We start from the raw sequence: 22094 nt of genomic DNA on the forward strand, positions 1-22094 counted from the left end.
CTCCTATTCGGACCGCAGCTTCGCGGCGGCCCACAGCACCGACTTCACGATGTTCTGGTACCCCGTGCACCGGCACAGGTTTCCCGACAGCGCCCAGCGGACGTCCTCTTCGGACGGATCCGGGTTCTCGTCGAGCAGCGCCTTGGCCGAGAGCATCATCCCCGGCGTGCAGAACCCGCACTGCAGGCCGTGTTCCTCGCGGAAGCCCTCCTGCAGCGGGTGCAGCTCGCTCGCCGTGGCCAGCCCCTCGACGGTGGTGACCTCGTGCCCGTCGGCCTGCACCGCGAGCATCGTGCACGACTTCACCGCGCGTCCGTCGACGAGCACGGTGCACGCGCCGCAGTTGGTGGTGTCGCAGCCCAGGTGCGTGCCCGTGAGACGCAGTCCCTGGCGCAGCAAGTGCGCGAGCAGCAGCCGCGGTTCGCACTCGACCACGCGGCGCTCGCCGTTGACCGTGACCGTGATCCGGCGGATCGGGACGTCGCCGGTGGTCTCCTCGTGGATCTCGTGGACGGTCGTCATGCCGCTTCCTCCCCGGTTTCGCGCAGCGCGCGCACCACGAACGTGCGCACCAGGTGCCGCTTGAACTCCGCCGTGCCGCGGTGGTCGGTCTTCGGGCGCGCCGCCGCGGCCGCCAGCTCGGCCGCCTCCGCCACGCGCTCGGGCGTGAGCGCGCCACCCACGAGCGCCTGCTCGGCGTCGGCCGCTTCGATCGTCGAGCCGCCCACGCCGGTGAGCGCGATGCCGGCGCGCGTGACGGTGCCGGCCTGGGTCTCCACCGCCACGGCGACGCCCACCGTGGCGAAGTCGCCGACCCGGCGTTCGAGCTTCAGGTAGCCGCCCGCCGGCGTGCCGCGCGGTGCGGGAATCACGGCCTCCACGGCGATCTCGTCCGGCGCCAGCGCGTTCTGGAACGGGCCGAGCACGAAGTCGCGCGCCGCGATGCTGCGCCGCCCGGCCGGGCCCTCGGCCACGATCCGGCCGTCGAGCGCGAGGACCACCGAGGCCCAGTCGCCCTGCGGATCGGCGTGGCACAGCGAACCCACCAGCGTGCCGCGGTTGCGCACGATGGGGTCGGCGATAAGCGGCGCGGCCGCGGCCATGGTCGGCTGCGTGGCCTTGAGCAGCTGCGAGCGTTCGAGGTCGGCGTGGCGGCACAGGGCACCGACGTGGAGGTTGCCCTCGGCGTCGAGCTCGTGGTGGGCGAGGCCGGGCACGGTGTTGAGGTCGACGACGAGCGCCGGCGCGGCGAAGCGCAGCTTCATCAGCGGCACCAGGCTCTGGCCGCCGGCCAGCACCTTGGCCTCGTCGCCGTCGCCGCGCAGCAGTTCGAGCGCCTCGGCCAGGGAGCGGGGCGCTTCGTAGCGGAACCGGGACGGGTACACGCGGGCCTCCTCAGCCGTTCTCGGGAGGTTCGGCCACGGCCGTGGGCAGCGTGTCCTCGTCGGGCTCGGGCCGCGGCCGCTGGTGCGGCGGCCACGGCCCGGCGACCGGCCGGCCCGCGACCTTGAGGAAGTCCACGAGCTCCGGCCACGCCCACACGGTCGGCCCGGGCCCTTCTTTCGGTGCGTCCTCCACGAGCTCGAACAGCCGGGGGTTGCCGCGGCTGTGCCCGTCGGATTCGATCCGCATCACGCGCACCTGCTTCCGCCGTCGGTCAGCTGCGGGAAATGCTGCCCCCGGCCCGGCAACGCGACAATCCGCGATTAACCCTTTGCTTAACCCCGCGCCGACCTGGCGCGGAACGGGCGCCGCCGGAGCGGGCGCGCGGATTAGGCCATCGGTTAATCCGCGGTTGCCCCGCGCCCGCGCGCCGAGGACCATCGAGCGTCATGCAGGTGCCGGCGCAGTTCGAGTACGAGCGGGCCACGAGCGTCGAGCACGCGCTGGCGCTGCTGGCCCGCTACGGCCCGGAAAGCCGCGTGATCGCGGGCGGGCACAGCCTGATCCCGATGATGAAGCTCCGCCTGGCCCGGCCCGAAGCGCTGATCGACGTCAACGAGCTCACCGAGCTGTCCGGCATCGAGGTCGACGGCGGCGAGTTGCGCGTGGGCGCGCTCGTGCGGCACGCGGAGCTGCTCGCCTCCGCCGAGGCCGGCGCGCTGTTCCCGATCCTGGCCGACGCCGAGCGCGTGATCGCCGACCCGATCGTGCGCAATCGCGGCACCATCGGCGGGTCGCTGTGCCAGGCCGATCCGTCCGAGGACCTCTCCGCCGCGTTCTCGGCCGTGCACGCCAACGCCGTGATCCGCGGTGAAGACAGCACGCGCACCGTGCCCGTGCGCGAGTTTTTCACCGGCCCGTACAGCACGGTCGTGGGTCCCGCCGAGCTGCTGGTGGAGCTGCGGCTGCCGATCCTGGCAGGCGGCGGGAGCGCGTACGCGAAGGTCGGCCGGCGGGCGGGTGACTGGGCGGTGGCGGCCGCCGGGGCGGCGCTGGTGCTCGACGGTGCCGCCGTGGCCGAGGCCGGCATCGGGCTCACCGCGGTCGGCGCGGCGCGGTTCGTGGCGGAGGAGGCCGAGGACTTCCTGCGGGGCGGGGCCGCGTCGGCGGAACGCTTCGAGAAGGCGGGTGTCATCGCGGCCGAGCACTGCCGGCCCACCGCCGATCAGCGCGGGCCGGTGGACTACAAACGCCACCTCGTGGCCACGCTCACCACCCGGGCGTTGCACCGGGCGGCGGAAAGGACCCGGGCGTGGACATCACGGTGACGGTGAACGGCGAACCCCACCGCCGCACGATCGAGCCGCGCCTGCTGCTCGTGCACCTGCTGCGCGACGACCTCGGGCTCACCGGCACGCACTGGGGCTGCGACACGTCCAATTGCGGCACCTGTGTGGTGTGGCTCGACGACGTGCCGGTCAAGTCGTGCACCGTGCTGGCCGCGATGGCCGACGGCAAGCGCGTGCGCACCGTCGAGGACCTCGGCCACGGCGGCGCGCTCGACCCCGTGCAGCAGGGATTCGTGGCGTGCCATGGGATCCAGTGCGGGTTCTGCACGCCGGGCATGCTGATGACCGCGCGCTGGCTGCTCAACCACGACCCCGACCCGAGCGAAGCCGTGATCCGCGAGGCGATCTCCGGGCAGCTGTGCCGCTGCACCGGCTACGAGAACATCGTCCGCTCCGTCCGCTGGGCGGCCGAGCACCCGGACGGAGCACCGGCATGACCTATGGCTCGTTGCCGCGCAAGGAAGACGCGCGGTTCGTGCGCGGGGCCGCCACGTTCGTCGACGACCTGGTGCTGCCCGGCATGCTGCACGCGGCGATCCTGCGCAGCCCGCACGCCCACGCGCGCCTGGTGTCCGTGGACACGAGCGCGGCGCAGGCGCACCCGAAGGTGCGCGCGGTGCTCACCGGGGCGGATCTCGCCGAGCGCGGGATGGCGTGGATGCCGACGCTCTCGCACGACGTGCAGGCCGTGCTGGCCACCGACAAGGTGCGGTTCCAGGGCCAGGAGGTCGCGTTCGTCATCGCCGAAAACCGTTATGCGGCAAGGGACGCGCTGGAGCTGATCGACGTCGAGTACGAGCCGCTCCCGGTGGTCGTCGACGCGCGGGCCGCGCTCGCGCCCGGCGCCGAGGTGATCCGCGACGACCTCGGCAAGGCCGACAACCACGTGTTCGACTGGTGCTCCGGCGACGAAGCCGCGACCGAGGCCGCGTTCGCGAAGGCGGACGTGGTGGCGCGGCAGGACATGCTCTACCCGCGCGTGCACCCGGCGCCGCTGGAGACGTGCGGCGCGGTGGCCGACGTCGACGCGATCACCGGCAAGCTCACGGTGTGGGCCACCGCGCAGGCGCCGCACGCGCACCGGATCCTGTACTCGCGGATCACCGGCCTGCCGGAGCACCGGATCCGCATCATCGCGCCCGACATCGGCGGCGGGTTCGGCAACAAGGTCGGGATGTACCCCGGATACCTGTGCGCCGTGGTGGGCTCCATGGTCACCGGCCGGCCGGTGAAGTGGACCGAGGACCGCTCCGAAAACCTGATGAGCACGTCGTTCGCCCGCGATTACCACATGAGCGGCGAGATCGCGGCGACGCGCGAAGGCAAGCTGCTGGGGCTGCGCGTGCGGGTGCTCGCCGATCACGGCGCGTTCAACGGCACCGCGCAGCCCGCGAAGTTCCCGGCCGGGTTCTTCCACGTGTTCACCGGCTCCTACGACCTGCCGGCCGCGTTCTGCGCGGTCACCGGCGTGTACACGAACAAGGCGCCGGGCGGGGTCGCGTACGCGTGCTCGTTCCGGATCACCGAGGCCGTGTACGTGGTCGAGCGGATGATGGACGTGCTCGCGCGCGAGCTGGGGCTGGATCCGGCGCAGCTGCGGATGCGCAACCTGCTGCGGCCCGAGCAGTTCCCCTACACGTGCGCCACCGGGTGGCAGTACGACTCGGGTGACTACCCGCGGGCGCTGACCCTGCTGAAGGAGCTCGCGGGCTACGACGAGCTGCGGCGAGAACAGGCCGAGAAGCGCGCCCGCGGCGAGCTCATGGGCCTCGGGCTGAGCTTCTTCACCGAGGCCGTGGGCGCCGGCCCGCGCGAGCACATGGACATCCTCGGCTTCGGCATGGCCGACGGCGCCGAGCTGCGCGTGCACCCCACCGGCTCGGCCGTGCTGCGCCTCTCGTGCATGTCGCAGGGCCAGGGCCACGAGACCACGTTCGCGCAGCTCGTGTCGGCCGAGCTGGGCATCCCGCCCGACGAGGTCGAGGTCGTGCAGGGCGACACCGACCACACTCCGTTCGGCCTGGGCACCTACGGGTCGCGCTCCACGCCGGTGTCCGGCGCGGCCGCGGTCACCGTGGCCCGGAAGGTGCGCGAACGTGCGCGGCAGGTCGCCTCCGCGATGCTCGAGGTGAGCCCGGACGACCTCGAGTGGGAGCGCGGGCGCTGGTTCGTGCGCGGCGTGCCCGGCCGCGGTCACACGATCCGCGAGATCGCCCTGGCCGCCCACTCCGACCTGGCCCTGCCCGACGGTGTCGAGGGCCGGCTCGACGCCAGCACCGTGTACAGCCCGCCGAACCTCACGTATCCCTTCGGCGCGTACCTCTGCGTGGTCGACGTCGACGCCGACACCGGCCAGGTGCGTGTGCGCCGCTTCGTCGCCGTGGACGACTGCGGCGTGCGGATCAACCCGATGATCGTCGCGGGCCAGGTGCACCGCGGCCTCGCCGACGGCATCGGCATGGCGCTGATGGAACTCATGGCCTTCGACACCGACGGCAACCACCTCGGCGGCTCGTTCATGGACTACCTCCTGCCCACGGCGCTGGAGTGCCCGTCCTGGGAGCTCGGCGAGACCGTGACGCCCTCTCCGCACCACCCGATCGGCGCGAAGGGCATCGGCGAATCCGCCACCGTCGGCTCGCCCGCCGCCGTGGTCAACGCCGTGGTCGACGCCCTGGCGCCCTTCGGTGTCGTCCACGCCGACATGCCCTTGACGCCGGCCGCAGTCTGGCGCGCGATGCGGGGCACGCCCCTGCGCGCCGACCTGGCGATTTCCTGACCCGTTGAACCGCACCGCCCGCCAATCCGTGTCCCGGGTGAGGGAACGCGGAAAGGACCGCCATGACCACGACCCCGCCCAACGGCCGGGCGCTCGCCCTGCTGCGCGCCATCGCGGCCGGCCGGGCCGAACTCGGCGCCGGCAGCGAACCCGACCTGCGCGTGGACGGGCTGCTCTGTTCGGACCAGGCCACCGCGCACGGCCTCACGCATGCGGGCCTGGTCCGGCCGGCGCGGCCGGTCGGGCCGGGCGAGTGGGTGCCGGCGGAGCTGACCCCGGCGGGGGCTCAGGCGCTGGGCCTGGACTCCGCGGCTTGAGTCCTCAGTCCTCGGTGACTGTGGTGGTCTTCGGGAACGCGAGCACCGCGCCCAGACTGATCAACGCCACCGCCACCATGTACAGCGACACCGACAACGACGTCCCCGTGGACGTCTGCAGCGCCGTCGCGATCAGGGGTGCGAAGCCGCCGCCCAGCACCGCGCCCACGGCGTACGCGAAAGACGCGCCGCTGTAGCGATACCGGGGCTCGAACAGCTCCGCGAACAACGCCGACTGCGGCCCGTACGTCGCGCCGAGGCCGAGGTTCAGCACGACCACCGCGAGGCCCAGCAGCCACGGCTGACGCGTGTCCACGAGCAGGAAGAACGGGATCGACCACACGACCAGCAGCACCGAACCCACGAGGTACACCCGTTTTCGCCCGACGCGGTCGGACCAGATCGCGCCCGCGATGATGCTCACGAGCCACACCACGCTGCCGACGATGATCTCCACGAGCATCGTGGTGCTGCTCAGCTTGAGCACGGAAGTGCCGTACGACAGCAGGTAGGCGAAGAACACGTAGCCCAGCGCCGTGTTGGCGATGAAGCTCAGCGCCGCCACCAGGACCGCGCGCGGGCGGCGCCGCAGCACGTCGGCGATCGGCAGGCGGCTGCGTTCACCGGACGCGCGCAGCCGGGCGAACACCGGGCTCTCCTCCACGCGCAGCCGGATCACCAGCCCGACGACCACGAGCACGAGGCTGACCAGGAACGGCACCCGCCAGCCCCACGACCGGAAGTCCTCCGAGGACAGCGAGTTGGTGACCGTGAAGAACACCAGCTGCGCGATGATCAGCCCGGCCGGCACGCCGATCTGCGAGAACGAGCCGTAGCGTCCGCGCCGCCCGGGCGGGGCGTGTTCGACGGCCATCAGCGCCGCCCCGCCCCACTCGCCGCCGGCCGAGATGCCCTGCAGCACGCGCAGCACCACCAGCAGCACCGGTGCGGCGACCCCGGCCGTCGCGAATGTCGGCAGCACGCCGACCGCCGCGGTCGCGAGGCCCATCAGGACCAGCGACGCGACGAGCATCGCCTTGCGCCCCACCCGGTCGCCGAAGTGGCCCCACACGATCCCGCCGAGCGGCCGCGCGACGAACCCGACCCCGAGCGTCGCGAAGGCCGCCAGCGTGCCGGCGGCCGGGGACAGCGACGGGAAGAAGAGTCTGTTGAACACCAGCGCGGTCGCCGTGCTGTAGATGAAGTAGTCGTACCACTCGATCGTCGTGCCGATCGCGCTCGCCACCGCGACTCGGCGCACGTGCTCGCCGCGCACCAGGACCTGCTCGGCCATGCCGTCCTCTCCCCTGTTGATCATCGACCGGCGAGCATAGTGCGCGCAGGTCGGAGGGGGAACGGTCAGAAGTCGCCGGAATGTCCGTAGGTCTCGTCAGGTCTTCCCGATCTTGACCAACGAGCCCAGCGAAGCGTCCGGCAGATACGCCCGAGCCAGCGCGACGCCGATCCGCGGCAGGTCGGCTTCCTCGCGGTAGGCGAGGTACATCGGCACGTAGCGCGGCTTGAACTTCGTCTTGAACGCGTGCAGCGAGCGGAACCCGTAATACGGCTCCATCGCCCCGCCGAACGAGTCGAGCAGCCGTTCGAGCGGCGCGGCGGGCGGTGCTTCCGGCGCGCGGGCCAGCGGCGCGCCCGAGAGCGACACGAACCGCGCGCCCTCCGCGCGGAACGCCTGGCAGCTCGAGGCGATGAGGAACTCGACCACGGGCCGGAACCCGTCGCCGCGGCGGCGCATCACGTCGAGCGTCCAGCCCTCGACCTCGCCGTCGCCGCGGTACACCGGCAGCCACGACGTGACGCCCTGCACCACGCCGCCGGCGTCGACGGCCAGGCCGACCCGGCAGCGCGGGTCGAGGGCCTCGTCCACGCCGCCGAGCGTGAAGCCCATCTCGGGCATTCCCTTGTCCCCCACCCACTCCTCGGAGATCGCCCGCACCTGCGCCACGAGCGACCACGGCTCGTCGGCGAGCGTGACCAGGCGGAAGGTCACGTTCTCCTTCACCGCGCGGTTGAGCGCCGAGCGCACGTTCTGCCAGGACTTACCGCGGAACTCCAGGTCTTCGAGGTCCACCAGCGTGTCCTCGGCGACCTGCACGCGCGCCCAGCCGAGCGAGCCCGTGACGTCGGTGGTGGTGTCGGTGACCGAGAACAGGCACGGCACCAGGCCCGAGTTGTCGCACAGCTCGGCGAACGCGGTGATCGTGGCCGCGCGCCCGGACTCGGGGCCGATCGGGTCGCCGAGCGCGATGGCCACGCCGGCGTGGCGGCGGTAGGCGAGGTAGGACTCGCCGTCGGGACCGAAGAAGTGGAAGTTCTCCGGCCACACGGTCATCCACGAGAGCGTGCCGCCGCCGTGGCGTTGCAGCAGTTCGGTGGCGCCGTCGACGTCACGCGAGCCCAGCGCGCGCCGCCGCTTGCGCCTCGACGGCACGCGGAACGCACCGCGGGCCGCGATGAGCAGCGTGAGCATGGCTCCCCAGAGCACGGCGTCGGCGACGAGGAACGACGCGTTTTCGATCGTGTAGGCCAGCCCGAAGACCTCGGCGACGAGCACGACCACCGCGATCACCACGCCGAGCGCCACGATCAGCGAGGCGAGCCCCACGGCCCACCGCCAGGCCGCGCGTTTGCCGCGCCGCAGGCCGTTGATCATCAGCGCGATCACCACGAGCACGATGGCCAGCTCCGGCACGGAATCGGCCTGGCCCGCCGTGGAGCCGAGCGGGCTCGTGCCGGGCGCGATCCGCACCACGATCTGCACGGCTCCGGCCACGACCAGGCCGGTCACGGCGAGCAGCCGCCACTCCCGCCGGGTCGGGCGGCCGGTGGAGCGGATTCGTTTCGGCCCGGCCAGGCGGCGGGCCAGCGGCAGCGTGAGGCCCACGGCGAGCAGGTGTTCCAGGTCGGCGAGCGTGCCGATGTAGAGGATCGACACGCCGACGTACACGCACAGCAGCGCCCGCAACCGCAGGCGCCACGGCGAACGGATGGTCGCGCTCACCACCGCGACCACGGCCAGCGCGCCCGCGGAGAACCCCACGTCGGTGCGCTGGCCGAGCTGCACCGCCCACTCCCAGCCGGTGCCGCGCAGCGCCAGCAGGATCAGCGCCGCGCCGAGCGTGGCGACCAGCTGCGCGCCGACGGCGATCGCGGCCGTGCGGCGCGTGCCCAGCCGCGCCTCGGCCGGGCCCACGAGCAGCGCGAAACCGCCGGCCACCGGCACGTAGAAGAGCGGGTTGAGCGCGAAGAACGGCCCGGTGAGGAACGTCCACCAACGGCCGGCCGTGAGCGAGGGCATGCCGTAGGACACCTGCGGGAACCAATCGCGTGATTCCACGGCGCTCCACAGCGTGCCGGTCGCGATGCCCAGCACCACCATCGCCACCACCACGACCGTGGTGAACGGCGCGCGCCGCCACGCCACCAGCGCCATCGAGCGCGTGCGGCCGAGGAGTTCGGCGGTTCTCGGGTGTTCGAGGGAAGCGGTCTGCTTCACGCTGTGCTCGGCCATCGTCGCCGCCCCGGCCGCGTCAGTACCGCGGCGGGGCGGGCGCGGGCGACATCGGTGCCCGGTTCCGCGGCCGGCCGAGCGCGAGCGCGACGATGGCCGCCGCCATCAGCACCAGGCCCGCGATGAAGAACCACAGTGCGTAGCCGAACAGCCCCGGCAGGTTCAGGTCCACGGCCAGGCGCGAGTCCACGCCGGGCGTGCCGTCGGCGTTCATCACCACCGCGCGGTAGTCACCGTCGGTGATCGGCCAGGTCACGTCCGTCGCCCCGGAAGCGACCCAGAACGGCTGCGTCGCCGGCGGGCTGGCCAGCGCCGTGCCGTCCCGCCGCACCGCGTCCAGCGCGAACGGGTCCAGGTTGAAGTCGCGCGCCTGCTCGATCGCCACGCCGGTCAGGTACCGGTCGACGTCCGCCGCGGGCCCGATCCCGATGAACAGCCCGGACCCGTTCCCGCCGGACGCGTGCACACTCACCGACGGATCCCCCAACGCCCGCGTGAGCCGGCTCGTGTCGGTGATCTGCGCGGTGTCGGTGACCACGGCGGCGGTCGGCGTGCTGACCGCGTGCGTCCCCGACTTCAGCGACCCACCCGACCCGAACACCAGCAGCAACACCCCGCCCCCCACGGCCAGGCACACCCCGATCACCAGCACGACCACCGAGATCACGATCACGGCGATCCGCGCCGGACTGCGCCGCTGCGGCTGGATGGTGGTCATCGGCGCCTCCCCGGCTCGAAGACAGATCCCGCCCGCGTTCCTGGGTGCTCCGGCGAGACGAGCGTGAACCGGATGGTAACCCCGTTATCGGGCAGCACCGACGGCTTCGCGCCCCCTCGGCGGACGACCCGGCCGCCCCGCGCAGACGTCCGGAGCACGGCCCGCGCCGCGGTCCGGACCGCGGCGGCGGGTCACCGGTGCGCCCGGCGGCCCGGTTCGTCCGCGACCACTTTCGGTGCGGCGGAGCCGAAGGATTCCGTGCTGTTCCACCGCTTTACCTCAGATAGTCCACATCGGACTCAGCAGCGCAAGCCGGCCTCGCCGAGCCCACCGGCGACACCCGGCGTCCCACCGCCGGGCCCGAACACCAGCGCCGAGGGGCAGCCGCCACACGCCGCGGCGGTGAAAAACCCGATCGCCGACGGGACCCTGGTGGAGGGCGGCTCGCTGAGTGTGGGCACCTACCAGGACGCGTGACCCGACCTGGCGGTGGTCGAGGATTTGCGAGCGGGCCAGAGGCGGGGTGCCAGGATTCCACGCACCGTCCGCGCAGCGCGGCGAACTCTCGCGCTCGCGCGGAAACCCACTCGCCCTGGGGACACGCCCGCAGTGTGGCCCGGGCCGGTCGCAGCCGGCCAACCCGTTGTCACTCCGCGGGAACCTTCACCTCACCCGGTTTCCGATCCGGCCTCAACCCCCGCCAAGCCGTATGCCGCAACCGCCCGTCACCCGGAGTCAGGCGGCGATAAACCACCTCACCCACCAACGACGGCGCCAGCCAGTGCGCCCCCCGCGCCCGATCCCTCGGCACCTCGTTCGCGAACGGGTTCACCGACCGCTCCAACGGCGCCAGCGTCGAACGCAGATCGATGAGCATCTGCTCCGTGAACCCCGTCCCCACATCTCCCAGATACAGCAGGTCACCCGAAACCGGGTCATGGGCACCGAGCAGCAACGCACCCAGGGTGCCCGCGCGGCGGCCCTGGCCGGGGCGCCAGCCGCCGAGGATGACTTCCGTGGTGCGGATCAGGGGGTGTTTCAGCCAGTCCGGGCTGCGGCGGCCGGGGTGGTACTTCGAGGCGCGCGCCTTCACCACCACGCCTTCGAGCATCATCTTCCGCGCGACGTCCAGCAGGTCCTGCGGGCTCATCCCCTGCGCCGAGAGGTCGGTGTGGCTGTAGGAGGGCGTGATGGCCACCGTGCGGCGGTCGGGGGGCTCGATCGACTCCAGCACGGCGCGGCGTTCGTCGTAGGTGGCGTCCAGCAGCCGGTCGGAGCCGAGTTGCAGGATGTCGAACGCGAAGTACGCCACGGCGGCGTCGTGGTTCTGCAGCAGGCCGAAGTCCGGGTGGCCCTGCTCGTCGAGGGCCACGATCTCGCCGTCGAGCACGACGGGGCGGCCGCCGAGCGCGTTGCCGAGCACGTCGGTGAGCTCGGGGAAGCGGGCGGTGAAGTCGTTGTTGTTGCGGCTGGTCAACACGGTCGTGCCGTCGGCGGCCACGCGCATGATCGAGCGGTAGCCGTCCCACTTGAACTCGTACGCGTAGTCCGGGCCGTCGCGCAGCACGCCGCCGTCGGGGGTCGCGAGCATCGGGTCGATCGCGGCCGGCACCCGCGACCGATCGGCACCACCGGCCATGCGCGCCTCCCACCTCGACGGTCCCCCGCGCTCCACCGTAGGTCCAACCCGGCGATCGCGCTCAGGACGTCCACAAAGGAGTCACCCGCCGTGCGTGCTGCCGCTCTGGTAGTCGGTGTAGGTGTAGGGGTTGTCGAGCACCTTCGCCTCGGGCACGTCCGGGTTCATCCCCTGCGCCCACGCCTCCTCGCCGAGCTGCGCGCGCAGGTGGTCCACCGTCTGCTCCACCGTGCGCCGCACCGCCGCCAGGTCCACGTCCACCAGCCGGCCGTCGCGCTTCACCACGCGGCCGTCGACCAGCACGGTGTGCACGTCGCCGCGCTGGGCCTGGAACGCGATGTGCCCGTGGGGGTTGAGCAGCGGGAACGACACGGGCGAGTGGTCATTCTTCACCAGCACCAGGTCGGCCTTCTTGCCCACCTCCACGCTGCCGAGCTCGTCGGCCCGCCCGAGCGCCCGCGCGCCGCCGAGCGTGGCCCACTCCACCACCTGGTCGGCGCGCAGCGCGGCGTGCGTCACGGTGTCGCCCTTCGCGTGCGCCTCGAAGTGCTCGCGCGAGCGGTCGGCGCCGAGTGTGGTGCGCATCGCCGAGAACAGGTCGCCGCTCCACCACACCGACGTGTCCATCGACAGCGACACCGGGATGCCGTGCGAGCGCAGCGCCCAGGTGGGCGGGTAACCCTGGCCCGCGCTCTGCTCGCTCTCCGTGGACACCGACACCGAACCGCCCGTCGCGGCGATCCGGTGGTAGGAGTCGGCCGAGAGCGAAGCGCCGTGCACGTAGATCGTCTCGGGGGTCATGAACCCGTGGTCGTGCATCAGCCGGATGCCGTCGTCGCCGGTCGCGCCCCACACGCCGGCGTGGGTGGTCACCGGCACACCGAGCTCCCGCGCCACCTCGAACGCGGGCTTCTCCGGGAACGCCGGGTCGCCCGTCACGTCGAAGGCGAGCTGGAAGCCCAGCATCGGGTCGCCGGTCATGCGGCGCGCCACGAAGTCGCGGAACTCCGGCGTGGCGGTCCAGTTCGCCGGCGAATCCTGGATGTTGCCGTACGCCAGCACGAAGCGGCCCGGCACGGCCTGCAGCGCGTCGACGGCCGCGTCTGCGTGCTCGGTGGTCTGCAGCCCGTGCGACCAGTCCACTGTGGTCGTCACGCCCGCGTCGAGCGCTTCCACGGCGGACAGCAGGTTGCCGGCGTACACGTCGGCCGGGCGGAACGTGCGGCCGTGGTCGAGGTAGTACCACACGAAGTACTGCGTGAGCGTCCAGTCGGCGCCGTAGCCGCGCATCGCCGTCTGCCACATGTGCCGGTGCGTGTCGATCATCCCGGGCATCACGATGCCGTCGGTCGCGTCGATCTCCTCGGTGCCCTCGGGCACGGCGAGTTCCGGGCCGACGGCGGCGATGGTGTCGCCGACCACCAGCACGTCGTGCCCCGGCAGCACGCGACGGGTGGCGTCGACGGTCAGCACGGTGCCGCCGCGCAGGACGACCGGCCGGCCGGTGGGCTCGCTCATGGCTGCCTCTCTTCCACGCCCGGGCCACCCCGACCCCGGCGCGTACACTCGTCCGCTTGACGGACAACCAGTGGGGTGCAGCCACCCTTACGCACCCCGCGGGCCCTGTCAATGCCCGGTCGACGCCCACCGCCGCCCGAGGCCGGTCGTTGCTGTCCGGCTCGCGGACACGAAGCGGATACGCTGCGCAGGACGCCGTGCCCGCCAGGCCCCGAGGAGGACGTGCCATGCCACGCGAGGGAACCGGTCCGGACTTCATCGAGGCGCTCGCCCGGGGGCTCGAAGTGATCGCCGCGTACCGGCCGAACCAGCCGGTGATGACCCTCGCCGAGGTCGCGACCGCCACCAACCTGGCCCGCCCCACCGCTCGGCGGATCCTGCTCACGCTCGAAGAACTCGGCTACGTGCGCACCGCCGAGCGCGGCTACGCCCTCACCCCCCGAGTCCTCGAACTCGGTGTCGCCTACGTCCGGTCGATGGGCCTGTGGGACATCGCGCGCCCGCACCTGGAGAAGCTCGTGGCGCAGACGAACGAGTCCTGCTCGATCGCCCAGCTCGACGGCTCCGACATCGTCTACGTGGCCCGGGTTTCCGTGCCGAAGATCGTGTCGCTGGCCGTGCAGATCGGCACGCGCTTCCCGGCCTTGCCGACGTCGCTCGGGAAAGTCCTGCTCGCCGCGCTGCCGCCGGACGAGCTCGAGACCACGCTCGCGCAGCCGACCCGGTCCGGTCTCGTGCCGCGCTGGCAGCCCGACCACGCCGAGCGCGACGCCGAGCTGCGCGAGGTCCGCGCCCGCGGCTGGGCGCTCACCGACGAGCAGCTCACCCTCGGCATCCGCTCCGTCGCCGCCCCGCTGCGCGACGGTGCCGGCCGCGTGATCGCGAGCGTGAACGTGAACTGCCACGCCGCCGAGACCCCCGTCGACCGCCTGGTGGGCCACCACCTGCCGCTGCTGCTGCAGGCCGCGGGCGACATCAGCGCGGACTTCGCGCGCCTGCAGGACGTGCCGCACGTCGCGGCGGCGGCGATTCCCTCGGTCTCCTGAACCCCGCCGGTCCTCAACCCGGTGTCCTGAACCCGCGTCCCGACCCCGCCTTGACCGGCGTGCCGGGTCAAGCGCAGACTCACGGGTGCGGACACTGGTCCGACTGACGGACACCTTCACGGAAGCACGGAGAGACCCGACATGGACGACTCCCCCGCGGGAGCGGGCCCCGGCCCGCTGTCGGGGCTGCTGGTGGCGGACTTCTCGCGGGTGCTGGCCGGCCCGTACGCCACGATGCTGCTCGCCGACCTCGGCGCCGAGGTCGTGAAGGTCGAGGGCCCGCAGGGCGACGAGACCCGCACCTGGATGCCGCCGGTCCGCGGCGAGACGTCCACCTACTACCTCGGCGTGAACCGCGGCAAGCGCTCGATCGCCCTCGACCTGCGCGACGAGGCCGACGCCGCGCTCGGCCGCGAACTCGCCGCCCGCGCCGACGTGCTCATCGAGAACTTCAAACCCGGCGGCCTCGCCAAGTACGGCCTCGACTACGCCACCGTCCACGCCCTCAACCCCGGCCTGGTCTACGCCTCGATCACCGGCTTCGGCTCGGGCGCCGGCAGTCATGTGCCCGGCTACGACCTCATGGTGCAGGCCATCTCCGGCCTCATGAGCCTCACCGGCGATCCCGACGGCCCGCCGTACCGCGCCGGCATCTCCGTGTTCGACGTGATGGCCGGCAACCACGCCGTGATCGGCATCCTCGCCGCGCTGCGCCACCGCGACGCCACCGGCGCGGGCCAGCTCGTGGAGGTCAACCTGCTGTCCTCGGCGCTCACCGGGCTGGTCAACCACAGCTCCGCCTACGCGGCCGGCGGCGTGGTGCCGTACCGGATGGGCAACGCACACCCCAGTGTCTTTCCGTACGAGCCTCTGCCGACCGCCGACGACGACCTCATCGTCGCCGCCGCCAACGACGGCCAGTTCCGCAAACTCTGCGACGTCCTCGGCATCCCCGACGTCGCCGTCGACCCTCGCTTCGCCCACAACGCCGACCGCACGAAGAACCGCGAAGAGCTGCGCCCGCTGCTCACCGAACGCCTCGCGACCCGCGGCGCCGTGGACTGGTTCGAAGCGCTCACGGCGGAAGGCGTGCCGTGCGGTCCCATCCAGACGATCGACGGCGGCTTCGCGATGGCCGAACGCTTCGGCCTCGACCCCGTGGTCGAAGTCGGCGAAGGCGACCGCGCGGTGCCCACCACCCGGCACCCGCTGCGGCTCTCGGCCACACCCGCGGCGTACCGGCTGCCGCCGCCCGAGCTCGACGAGCACGGCGAAGAACTGCGCGCCTGGCTGACCGGGCCCCGGGACACCGGGCCCGACACCCGGCCGGACAGCCGGCCGGGTGTCGGGTCGGACAGCCGCCGGGGCAGCCGGTGACACCGCCGGCCGGCGCGCGCGAAGCCCCGCCGGGCTCACGGTCCGACACCCAGCCCGACGCCCTGGCCGACCACCCATCCGACACACCGCCGGGCACAGCGCCAAGTACAGCGCGAGAGGACACCGAGTGAGCGAGCCGCCGGTCTACGAAACGGCGCTCGGCGCGTCGTCCCTCGACAAGATCACCCTGCTGGGCCAGGACTTGGCCCAGGACGTGATGGGCAAGGTCGGCTTCGGCGAGCTGGCGTTCTGGCTCGCGACGCAGCGCCGGCCGACACCGGGCGAGACCCGCGTGTTCGAGGCCGTGCTCGCCGCACTGGCCGACCACGGCTTCACCCCGACCGCCATCGTCACCCGGCTCACCTACCTCAGCGCGCCGGATTCGATCCAGGGCGCGCTCGCCGCCGGCCTGCTCGGCGGCGGCTCGCGGTTCCTCGGCGTGACCGAGGACTGCGGCCGCTTCCTGCACGGCGTGCTCACCTCCGCTGCGGCATCGGCTACCGACGTGCCCACCGAAACCCAGCCCACCGAAGCCCAGCCCGCGGCTCACCCCGCTGGTACGTCTGCCGGTCCGTCCACTCGTCCGGGCACTGGTCAATCGGGTGGTCTGCCGGCCGGTCTGCCGACCGACGACGCCGGCTGGGACGCCCTCGCCCTCGAAACCGTGCGCGCCCGCCGCGCGGCCGGCGAATTCATCCCCGGCCTCGGCCACCACGTGCACAAGCAAGGCGACCCGCGCACCCCGCGGCTGCTGGAGATCGCCGCCGAAGAGGGTCTCGTCGGGCCGCACCTCGAGCTGTTCACCGCGATCGGCCGCGTGCACCCGCAGGTGCTCGGCAAAACCCTGCCGCTCAACGGCGCCGGCGTCTGCGGCGCCGCGCTCGCGGATCTGGGGCTGCCGCTGGAGCTGCTGCGCGGGTTTGCCCTGCTGGCCCGCACGGCCGGACTCATCGGGCAGCTCGCCGAGGAACTGCGCCACCCCGTGGGCAACGACATCTTCCTCGCGGTAGACCTGAACAACCGGCCCGTCGCGCCGGACCCGTACACCCCGGATCACTGATCACTGATTGCTGATTGCCATTCCCGCGCCCCGAACCGCGGACCCGGCCGAGAAGAAGGACGCTCATGGAGCTCGTCACCGAGGACAACATCACCGAGCTGGCCGAGCAGCGGTGGGCCACCGCGCACGACCCGCGCACGCAGGAGCTGATGACCGCGCTCGTCCGGCACCTGCACGCCTTCGCGCGCGAAGTGCGCCTCACCGAGCCCGAGTGGATGGCCGCGATCCGCTGGCTCACCGCGACCGGCCAGATCAGCGACGAGAAGCGCGAGGAATTCATCCTCGCCTCCGACGTGCTCGGCCTGAGCATGCTCGTGGTCCAGATGAACCACGCCTTCGCCCCCGAGGCGACGCCCGCCACCGTGCTCGGCCCGTTCCACATCGACGGCTCCCCCGAGCTCGGCTACGGCGGCGACATGTCCGACGGCGTCACCGGCACCCCGCTCTACGTCACCGGCACCGTCCGCTCCCTCGACGGCACCCCGCTCCCCGGCGCCGTCCTCGACGTCTGGCAGGCCGACGCCGACGGCGCCTACGAATCCCAGCTCGCCGAAGTCGAGGAAGCCCGCCTGCGCGCGAAATACACGACCCGCGCCGACGGCACCTACTGCGTGCGCACGATCGCCCCGAAGGGCTACTCCATCCCCATGGACGGCCCCGTCGGCGAGCTCATCTCCCGCACCGACATCAGCCACTTCCGGCCCGCCCACGTGCACTTCCTCGTGAACGCCGCCGGCCACGAACCCCTCATCACCCACCTCTTCCAGGAAGGCGCCGAGTACCTCGACAGCGACGTCGTGTTCGGCACCAAACAGGAACTCGTGGTCACCTTCCAAGCGCACGACCCCGGCCCCACCCCCGACGGCACCCCGTCGGCCGTCCCCTGGGTCGAAGCCCGCTACGACTTCATCCTGCAACCCGCCGACTGACCCGAGCACCACAGCTACGGCGGCAGTACGAAAAGCAGTCAAGCAGCAGAAAGCCCCCAGCTCTCACGAATCGCTGGGGACTTTCTGTTCGTGCTACTCGGCAATCGCCTCGGTGAAGGCGACCCACGCGGCGGGCGTGACAGTCAGGTGACCGGTCTCCCGCGCCTTCGTGTCACGGATACCCACCGCCGCGGCGACAGCCACCTCAACGCAGTTGGCTTCACCGCCCGATGAGTAACTGCTCTTACGCCATGGGGCGCACTCCGGGTCAAATCCCACTGTCACCTACCTACTTCAGCTGTGCTCGTGCTTCCTGAGCGGTTCGCCGGGACTTCCCGGCGGGCGCTACTTGGCGACCGCCTCGGTGAAGGCGACCCACGCGGCGGGCGTGACAGTCAGGTGACCGGTCTCCCGCGCCTTCGTGTCACGGACGCCCACAGCCATCGACAGGACAGCTGCTTCAACGCACTGACCTCCACTGCTCGAGTAGCTGGCTTTGATCCACTGACCAGCGAATTCATCACTCACGGTGCACTCCCGTTCGTAGTCCCCAGCTCGCGCGACAAGGTCAATGCTCACGTCGAATATGCCAGGATTTCCGAATCCAGGCAGCAGAAAGCCCCCAGCGCTCACGAATCGCTGGGGGCTTTCCTGCGCGTGCTACTTGCCGATCGCCTCGGTGAAGGCGACCCACGCGGCGGGCGTGACAGTCAGGTGACCGGTCTCCCGGGCCTTCGTGTCACGGATGCCCACCGCCGTCGGCAGGACAGCTGCTTCGACACAGTTGCCCGAGCCGTTCGAGTAGCTGGTCTTGATCCACTGACCAGCGAACTTCTCGTTCATGGTGTGCTCCGGTGGTTGTCCCTTGCTCGCTTGACCAGGGTATCGCTGCCATCGAAGTCCGCCGCTGCCGCCTGCAAGCCCAACCGGGCCTTGCGATAGATCTCCACCTGCGCGGAGTCTTCGATCAGCAGGCCGCCGGTCAACGTGTCGATGTGCGCGAACGTCGCGCCGTCGGTCAGCTCGAACAGGGTGAACGAAGTACCGATGGCCGCGTGTCCCCGCGAGCGCTTCGGCAAGACTTGCACCTGAATCCCCGGCCGCTTCGCCACCTCCGAGAGATGATCGAGCTGCTCGCACATCACCTCCGGCCCACCGACCGGCATTTCCAAGGCGGCCTCGAAGACCACTGTCCACAGTGGCGCCGAACTGCGGCTTTGCCGGTCGAGGCGCAGCTTCACCCGCCGGTCGACCTCGTCATCGGTCGCGTTCGGCAAGTCAGCGCGAATCACCGCTGCCGCATACCCCGCGGTCTGCAGCCGCCCCGGTATCAGGGTCTCCTGGAACTCGAAGATCTCGCGGGCCTCGCTCTCCAGTTCCAGGAAGTCGGCGAAGGTCCCCAGACCGCTGCCCTCGCTCGCGGCATCGTGCCACCACCCGCGCTGCTTGGCCGAGCGCGCGAGCTTCACCAAGGCATTTGCGGTCTCCTCGCTCGCGCCGAGTGCCTTGGCCAGCGAATAGGTGTCGTCGCCGCTGACCTGGAATCGGAACGTCTCGATGCGAGAGACCTTGGCCTCGCTGAACCCGGCCGCTTCGCCGGCTTCGGCGAGGGTCATTCCGGCATCGAGCCGCAGCCGCTTCAGCGCACCCACCAACCGACGCCGACGAAGAGACGGTGCGCTCGCCATGGCCTACTCCTATCGCATGAACTGAAGCGTCAGCATGAATGCAAGACTTGCACTCTTACCGAGTTGTACACCAGTGTAGCGATCAGCACAGGGGCGCGAGGGAAGGGGCTGGCCATGGAAACAAGGATCATCAGCGAAGCAGGCGAGGCCCTGTTCGCCGTGCATTTTTGGGCGGGGGACACCCGCAACCACCGGTATGCGAGGGCTCAGCTGGAAGACAGCCGGCGCGACACCTTCTTGCCCGACTGCACGCCGGACGGGTTCGTGATTCCGGCGCGGTGGGCGTTCCGGTCGGAGCTGTCGCAGGAGCTCGGCGCGGACCGGGACCGTTCGCGCGACTGCCGTACCTGTTTCCGGCGGGCGCGATGACCGCGCTGGTGCACCGGCCGGCGATCGAGCAGCTGGACGCCGTCGCGGGGAGGCTCGACGAGGTCCGCGTGGCCGAGGGGTTGAGCCTGCGCGACGCGGGGCGCATCTTCGGCGTGGGTGCCGGGAACATCCTCGGGTTCCGGGTGCGGGCGCGGACGAGCACGTCGTTGCCGTTGCTCGAAACTTACGCCGCGCTACTGGGTTACCGCCTGCACGTGGTGCTCGTGGAGGACGACCCGGGGCAGCGGCGTCCGCCGTGGCGGGACCGGATGCCCCACGGCGAGAACCCCGGCGACGGGCCCGCGATGTCCGAGCTGTGGGACCTGCAACGGCGCCTGCAGGCCCTGCGCGAAGAGGCCGGTCTGACCCGCGGTGAGGTCGCCGACGTGCTGGGCATCCACGTGCTCGCCCTGTGGCGCCTGGAAAACAGCCCGGGAGCGATCGATGCGGCGGTGACCAACGTGCTCGTCTACGCGCGGTTCTTCGGGTACACGGTGCGGTTGCGGCTCGTCGAGCCAATGGGCTGACGCGCCGTGGGCAGGTGGATGTGCGACGACGGATCCGTGGTCTACGACGGCAACCCCGAAACCGGCGACGACGAAGACCACCTGCCCGACGAATGACCCGGCCGCATGACCCCTGCCGCGTGACCATGCCGCATAGCCCAGGCGCATGACCCCGAGGAATGACCCCGGCGAATGAAGCAGCCGAACGACCCCCGACGCGTGACCCGGCCGAATGACGGGCGAACAGTGAGCTCCCGCCTCGGGCGGGTGAGCCGAAGCCCCCGGGACTCACGAACCTGGGGGCTTCGCGCTGGACCCGCCACCCACCTCGCCCTCGCACACCTCGCCATCGCGCACCCTGCCACCGCCCGGCCTGCCCTCGCGCACCCTGCCACCGCCCGGCCTGCCGCCGGTTTGTCTGCCGCCCGCTCCGGGAAGACCTAGGCTGCACCACAGGAACACGGGAGCGAGCAGGAGAAGGGACGGCTGCGCCCATGGCGATCGCCACGATCAACCCCGCGACCGGCGACACGGTCAAGACGTTCACGGAACTGACCGAATCCGAGGTCCGGGACCGGATCGGGATCGCGCACGAGCGGTGGCGCTCCTACCGGCGCACGCCGTTCGCCGAGCGGGCCGCGCTGCTGCACGCCACCGCCGACCTCCTGGAGAAGGAGGCCGACGACGTCGCCCGCATGATGACGACCGAAATGGGCAAAACGCTCGCCTCGGCCCGCGCCGAAGCGCTGAAGTGCGCGAAGGGCATGCGGTACTACGCCGAGCACGCCGAAGAGTTCCTCGCCGACGAGCCGCTGCCGGACCCGTCGGTGGTGGGCGCGTCTCGGGCGCTCGGCCGCTACCAGCCGCTGGGGGTGGTGCTGGCCGTGATGCCGTGGAACTTCCCGCTGTGGCAGGTGATGCGGTTCGCCGCGCCCGCGCTGATGGCCGGCAACGTGGGGCTGCTCAAGCACGCGTCCAACGTGCCGCAGTGCGCGCTGTACCTGGAAGACGTGTTCCGCCGCGGCGGATTCCCCGAAGGCTGTTTCCAGACGCTGCTGGTGTCGTCGAAGCAGGTCGAGCCGATCCTGCGCGACCCGCGCGTGACCGCGGCGACGCTCACCGGCAGCGAGCCCGCCGGCCGCTCGGTCGCCGCGATCTGCGGTGACGAGGTGAAGCACACCGTGCTCGAGCTGGGCGGCAGTGATCCGTACGTGGTGATGCCGTCGGCGGACGTCGACAGTGCGGTGAAAACGGCCGTGACGGCCCGCGTGCAGAACAACGGCCAGTCGTGCATCGCGGCGAAGCGGTTCATCGTGCACACGGACGTGTACGACGAGTTCGCCGGGAAGTTCGTCGAGGCGATGCGCGCGCTCACGGTCGGCGACCCGACCGACGACGCCACGGACGTGGGACCGCTGGCCACGGAACAGGGCCGCACCGACGTGGAAGAACTGGTGGCCGACGCCGTGTCGGGCGGTGCGAAGGTGCTCTGCGGCGGCGAGCGGCCCGACCGCGCGGGCTGGTTCTACCCGCCGACCGTGATCAGCGAGATCACCCGGGACATGCGGATGTACACCGAGGAGGTGTTCGGGCCGGTCGCGTCGCTCTTCCGGGTGGCGGATCTGGAAGAGGCGCTGGAGGTCGCCAACGCGACGTCGTTCGGCCTCGGCTCCAACGCCTGGTCGCAGGATCCCGACGAAATCGAACGGTTCATCAGCGACCTCGAAGCCGGGCAGGTGTTCATCAACGGCATGACCGTGTCGTACCCGGAGCTGCCGTTCGGTGGTGTGAAGCGCTCCGGTTACGGGCGTGAGCTGTCCTCGCACGGCATCCGCGAGTTCTGCAACCTCAAGACCGTCTGGGTCGGCTGAGCGAACGGATGCGAAC

Annotated in this window: 23 protein-coding genes; 11 read left to right on the top strand and 12 right to left on the bottom strand. The window is 71.6% G+C overall.

The annotated features are described in order from the left end of the window. Window positions 1-3: 3 nt before the first annotated feature. The 3 genes from VSH64_RS14990 to VSH64_RS15000 are packed head-to-tail and all read right to left on the bottom strand — an operon-like array spanning window position 4 to window position 1632. Window positions 4-522 carry a (2Fe-2S)-binding protein gene (locus VSH64_RS14990; RefSeq protein WP_326836206.1) on the bottom strand — a complete coding sequence of 173 codons (519 nt, stop codon included), beginning with the start codon at window positions 520-522 and terminating at the stop codon, window positions 4-6. Then, entirely contained in the window at window positions 519-1385 is an 867-nt protein-coding gene (locus VSH64_RS14995; protein WP_326836207.1) for an FAD binding domain-containing protein, read from the bottom strand. Before VSH64_RS14995 ends, VSH64_RS14990 begins: the two co-directional genes overlap by 4 nt. 10 nt (window positions 1386-1395) lie before the next feature. Beyond that, on the bottom strand, window positions 1396-1632 hold the full coding sequence (locus VSH64_RS15000) for a hypothetical protein (RefSeq protein WP_326836208.1): 237 nt from the start codon (window positions 1630-1632) through the stop codon (window positions 1396-1398). Between the two features lie 200 nt (window positions 1633-1832). Here VSH64_RS15000 and VSH64_RS15005 point away from each other — a divergent pair, with 200 nt between their 5' ends. The 4 genes from VSH64_RS15005 (at window position 1833) to VSH64_RS15020 (ending at window position 5828) form a co-directional block, all read left to right on the top strand. After that, window positions 1833-2711 (top strand): FAD binding domain-containing protein, encoded by an 879-nt coding sequence (locus tag VSH64_RS15005; RefSeq protein WP_326836209.1) that lies wholly within the window; start codon window positions 1833-1835, stop codon window positions 2709-2711. Continuing rightward, entirely contained in the window at window positions 2696-3169 is a 474-nt protein-coding gene (locus VSH64_RS15010) for a (2Fe-2S)-binding protein (protein WP_326836210.1), read from the top strand. The genes VSH64_RS15005 and VSH64_RS15010 overlap by 16 nt, the downstream gene beginning before the upstream one ends. Beyond that, the gene (locus VSH64_RS15015) at window positions 3166-5511 is read left to right on the top strand and encodes an aerobic carbon-monoxide dehydrogenase large subunit (protein WP_326836211.1); all 2346 of its coding nucleotides are present in this window, start codon (window positions 3166-3168) and stop codon (window positions 5509-5511) included. Before VSH64_RS15010 ends, VSH64_RS15015 begins: the two co-directional genes overlap by 4 nt. 62 nt (window positions 5512-5573) lie before the next feature. Next, the gene (locus VSH64_RS15020; protein WP_326836212.1) at window positions 5574-5828 is read left to right on the top strand and encodes a hypothetical protein; all 255 of its coding nucleotides are present in this window, start codon (window positions 5574-5576) and stop codon (window positions 5826-5828) included. A 4-nt stretch (window positions 5829-5832) separates the two neighbouring features. On the opposite strand, the gene VSH64_RS15025 is transcribed toward VSH64_RS15020, so the two are convergent. The 5 genes from VSH64_RS15025 to VSH64_RS15045 form a co-directional block, all read right to left on the bottom strand. Further along, on the bottom strand, window positions 5833-7146 hold the full coding sequence (locus tag VSH64_RS15025; protein WP_326836213.1) for an MFS transporter: 1314 nt from the start codon (window positions 7144-7146) through the stop codon (window positions 5833-5835). Window positions 7147-7218: 72 nt separating this feature from the next. After that, the gene (locus tag VSH64_RS15030; protein WP_326836214.1) at window positions 7219-9357 is read right to left on the bottom strand and encodes a bifunctional lysylphosphatidylglycerol flippase/synthetase MprF; all 2139 of its coding nucleotides are present in this window, start codon (window positions 9355-9357) and stop codon (window positions 7219-7221) included. Between the two features lie 19 nt (window positions 9358-9376). Beyond that, window positions 9377-10075 carry a hypothetical protein gene (locus tag VSH64_RS15035; protein ID WP_326836215.1) on the bottom strand — a complete coding sequence of 233 codons (699 nt, stop codon included), beginning with the start codon at window positions 10073-10075 and terminating at the stop codon, window positions 9377-9379. A 646-nt stretch (window positions 10076-10721) separates the two neighbouring features. Beyond that, window positions 10722-11714 carry a non-homologous end-joining DNA ligase gene (gene ligD, locus VSH64_RS15040; RefSeq protein WP_326836216.1) on the bottom strand — a complete coding sequence of 331 codons (993 nt, stop codon included), beginning with the start codon at window positions 11712-11714 and terminating at the stop codon, window positions 10722-10724. Window positions 11715-11795: 81 nt separating this feature from the next. Beyond that, window positions 11796-13232 carry an amidohydrolase family protein gene (locus VSH64_RS15045; RefSeq protein WP_326836217.1) on the bottom strand — a complete coding sequence of 479 codons (1437 nt, stop codon included), beginning with the start codon at window positions 13230-13232 and terminating at the stop codon, window positions 11796-11798. A 227-nt stretch (window positions 13233-13459) separates the two neighbouring features. Between VSH64_RS15045 and VSH64_RS15050 the strand changes: the two genes are divergently transcribed. The 4 genes from VSH64_RS15050 (at window position 13460) to VSH64_RS15065 (ending at window position 17644) form a co-directional block, all read left to right on the top strand. After that, window positions 13460-14278: an IclR family transcriptional regulator domain-containing protein gene (locus tag VSH64_RS15050; protein ID WP_326836218.1), complete on the top strand. Its 819-nt coding sequence runs from the start codon at window positions 13460-13462 to the stop codon at window positions 14276-14278. A gap of 141 nt (window positions 14279-14419) precedes the next feature. Next, window positions 14420-15655 (top strand): CaiB/BaiF CoA transferase family protein, encoded by a 1236-nt coding sequence (locus tag VSH64_RS15055; protein WP_326836219.1) that lies wholly within the window; start codon window positions 14420-14422, stop codon window positions 15653-15655. A 127-nt stretch (window positions 15656-15782) separates the two neighbouring features. Beyond that, window positions 15783-16715 carry a citrate/2-methylcitrate synthase gene (locus tag VSH64_RS15060; protein ID WP_326836220.1) on the top strand — a complete coding sequence of 311 codons (933 nt, stop codon included), beginning with the start codon at window positions 15783-15785 and terminating at the stop codon, window positions 16713-16715. Window positions 16716-16780: 65 nt separating this feature from the next. Continuing rightward, entirely contained in the window at window positions 16781-17644 is an 864-nt protein-coding gene (locus tag VSH64_RS15065) for a dioxygenase family protein (protein WP_326836221.1), read from the top strand. Window positions 17645-17737: 93 nt separating this feature from the next. Here the strand turns inward: VSH64_RS15065 and VSH64_RS15070 are convergent, their stop codons facing one another. From VSH64_RS15070 to VSH64_RS15085, 4 genes are read right to left on the bottom strand one after another with little or no spacing between them, the layout of a single operon-like run. Continuing rightward, the gene (locus VSH64_RS15070) at window positions 17738-17929 is read right to left on the bottom strand and encodes a DUF397 domain-containing protein (protein ID WP_407655646.1); all 192 of its coding nucleotides are present in this window, start codon (window positions 17927-17929) and stop codon (window positions 17738-17740) included. 60 nt (window positions 17930-17989) lie between these two features. Beyond that, window positions 17990-18277: a DUF397 domain-containing protein gene (locus VSH64_RS15075; protein ID WP_326836222.1), complete on the bottom strand. Its 288-nt coding sequence runs from the start codon at window positions 18275-18277 to the stop codon at window positions 17990-17992. A gap of 27 nt (window positions 18278-18304) precedes the next feature. Further along, a complete protein-coding gene (locus tag VSH64_RS15080) occupies window positions 18305-18487 on the bottom strand; it encodes a DUF397 domain-containing protein (protein ID WP_326836223.1) in 183 nt (60 codons plus the stop codon). Beyond that, on the bottom strand, window positions 18484-19332 hold the full coding sequence (locus VSH64_RS15085; RefSeq protein WP_326836224.1) for a helix-turn-helix domain-containing protein: 849 nt from the start codon (window positions 19330-19332) through the stop codon (window positions 18484-18486). Before VSH64_RS15085 ends, VSH64_RS15080 begins: the two co-directional genes overlap by 4 nt. A 63-nt stretch (window positions 19333-19395) precedes the next feature. On the opposite strand from VSH64_RS15085, the gene VSH64_RS15090 reads away from it, so the two are divergent. The 3 genes from VSH64_RS15090 to VSH64_RS15100 all read left to right on the top strand — a co-directional run bounded on the left by VSH64_RS15090 (window position 19396) and on the right by VSH64_RS15100 (window position 22078). After that, window positions 19396-19701, top strand: a complete 306-nt coding sequence (locus VSH64_RS15090; protein ID WP_326836225.1) for a hypothetical protein — start codon at window positions 19396-19398, stop codon at window positions 19699-19701. Next, window positions 19698-20228: a helix-turn-helix domain-containing protein gene (locus VSH64_RS15095; RefSeq protein ID WP_326836226.1), complete on the top strand. Its 531-nt coding sequence runs from the start codon at window positions 19698-19700 to the stop codon at window positions 20226-20228. The genes VSH64_RS15090 and VSH64_RS15095 overlap by 4 nt, the downstream gene beginning before the upstream one ends. A 473-nt stretch (window positions 20229-20701) precedes the next feature. Continuing rightward, the gene (locus VSH64_RS15100; RefSeq protein WP_326836227.1) at window positions 20702-22078 is read left to right on the top strand and encodes an NADP-dependent succinic semialdehyde dehydrogenase; all 1377 of its coding nucleotides are present in this window, start codon (window positions 20702-20704) and stop codon (window positions 22076-22078) included. Window positions 22079-22094 lie beyond the last annotated feature (16 nt).

Origin of the sequence: Amycolatopsis rhabdoformis (assembly GCF_035918295.1) — a bacterium.
Lineage (GTDB): Bacteria > Actinomycetota > Actinomycetes > Mycobacteriales > Pseudonocardiaceae > Amycolatopsis > Amycolatopsis rhabdoformis.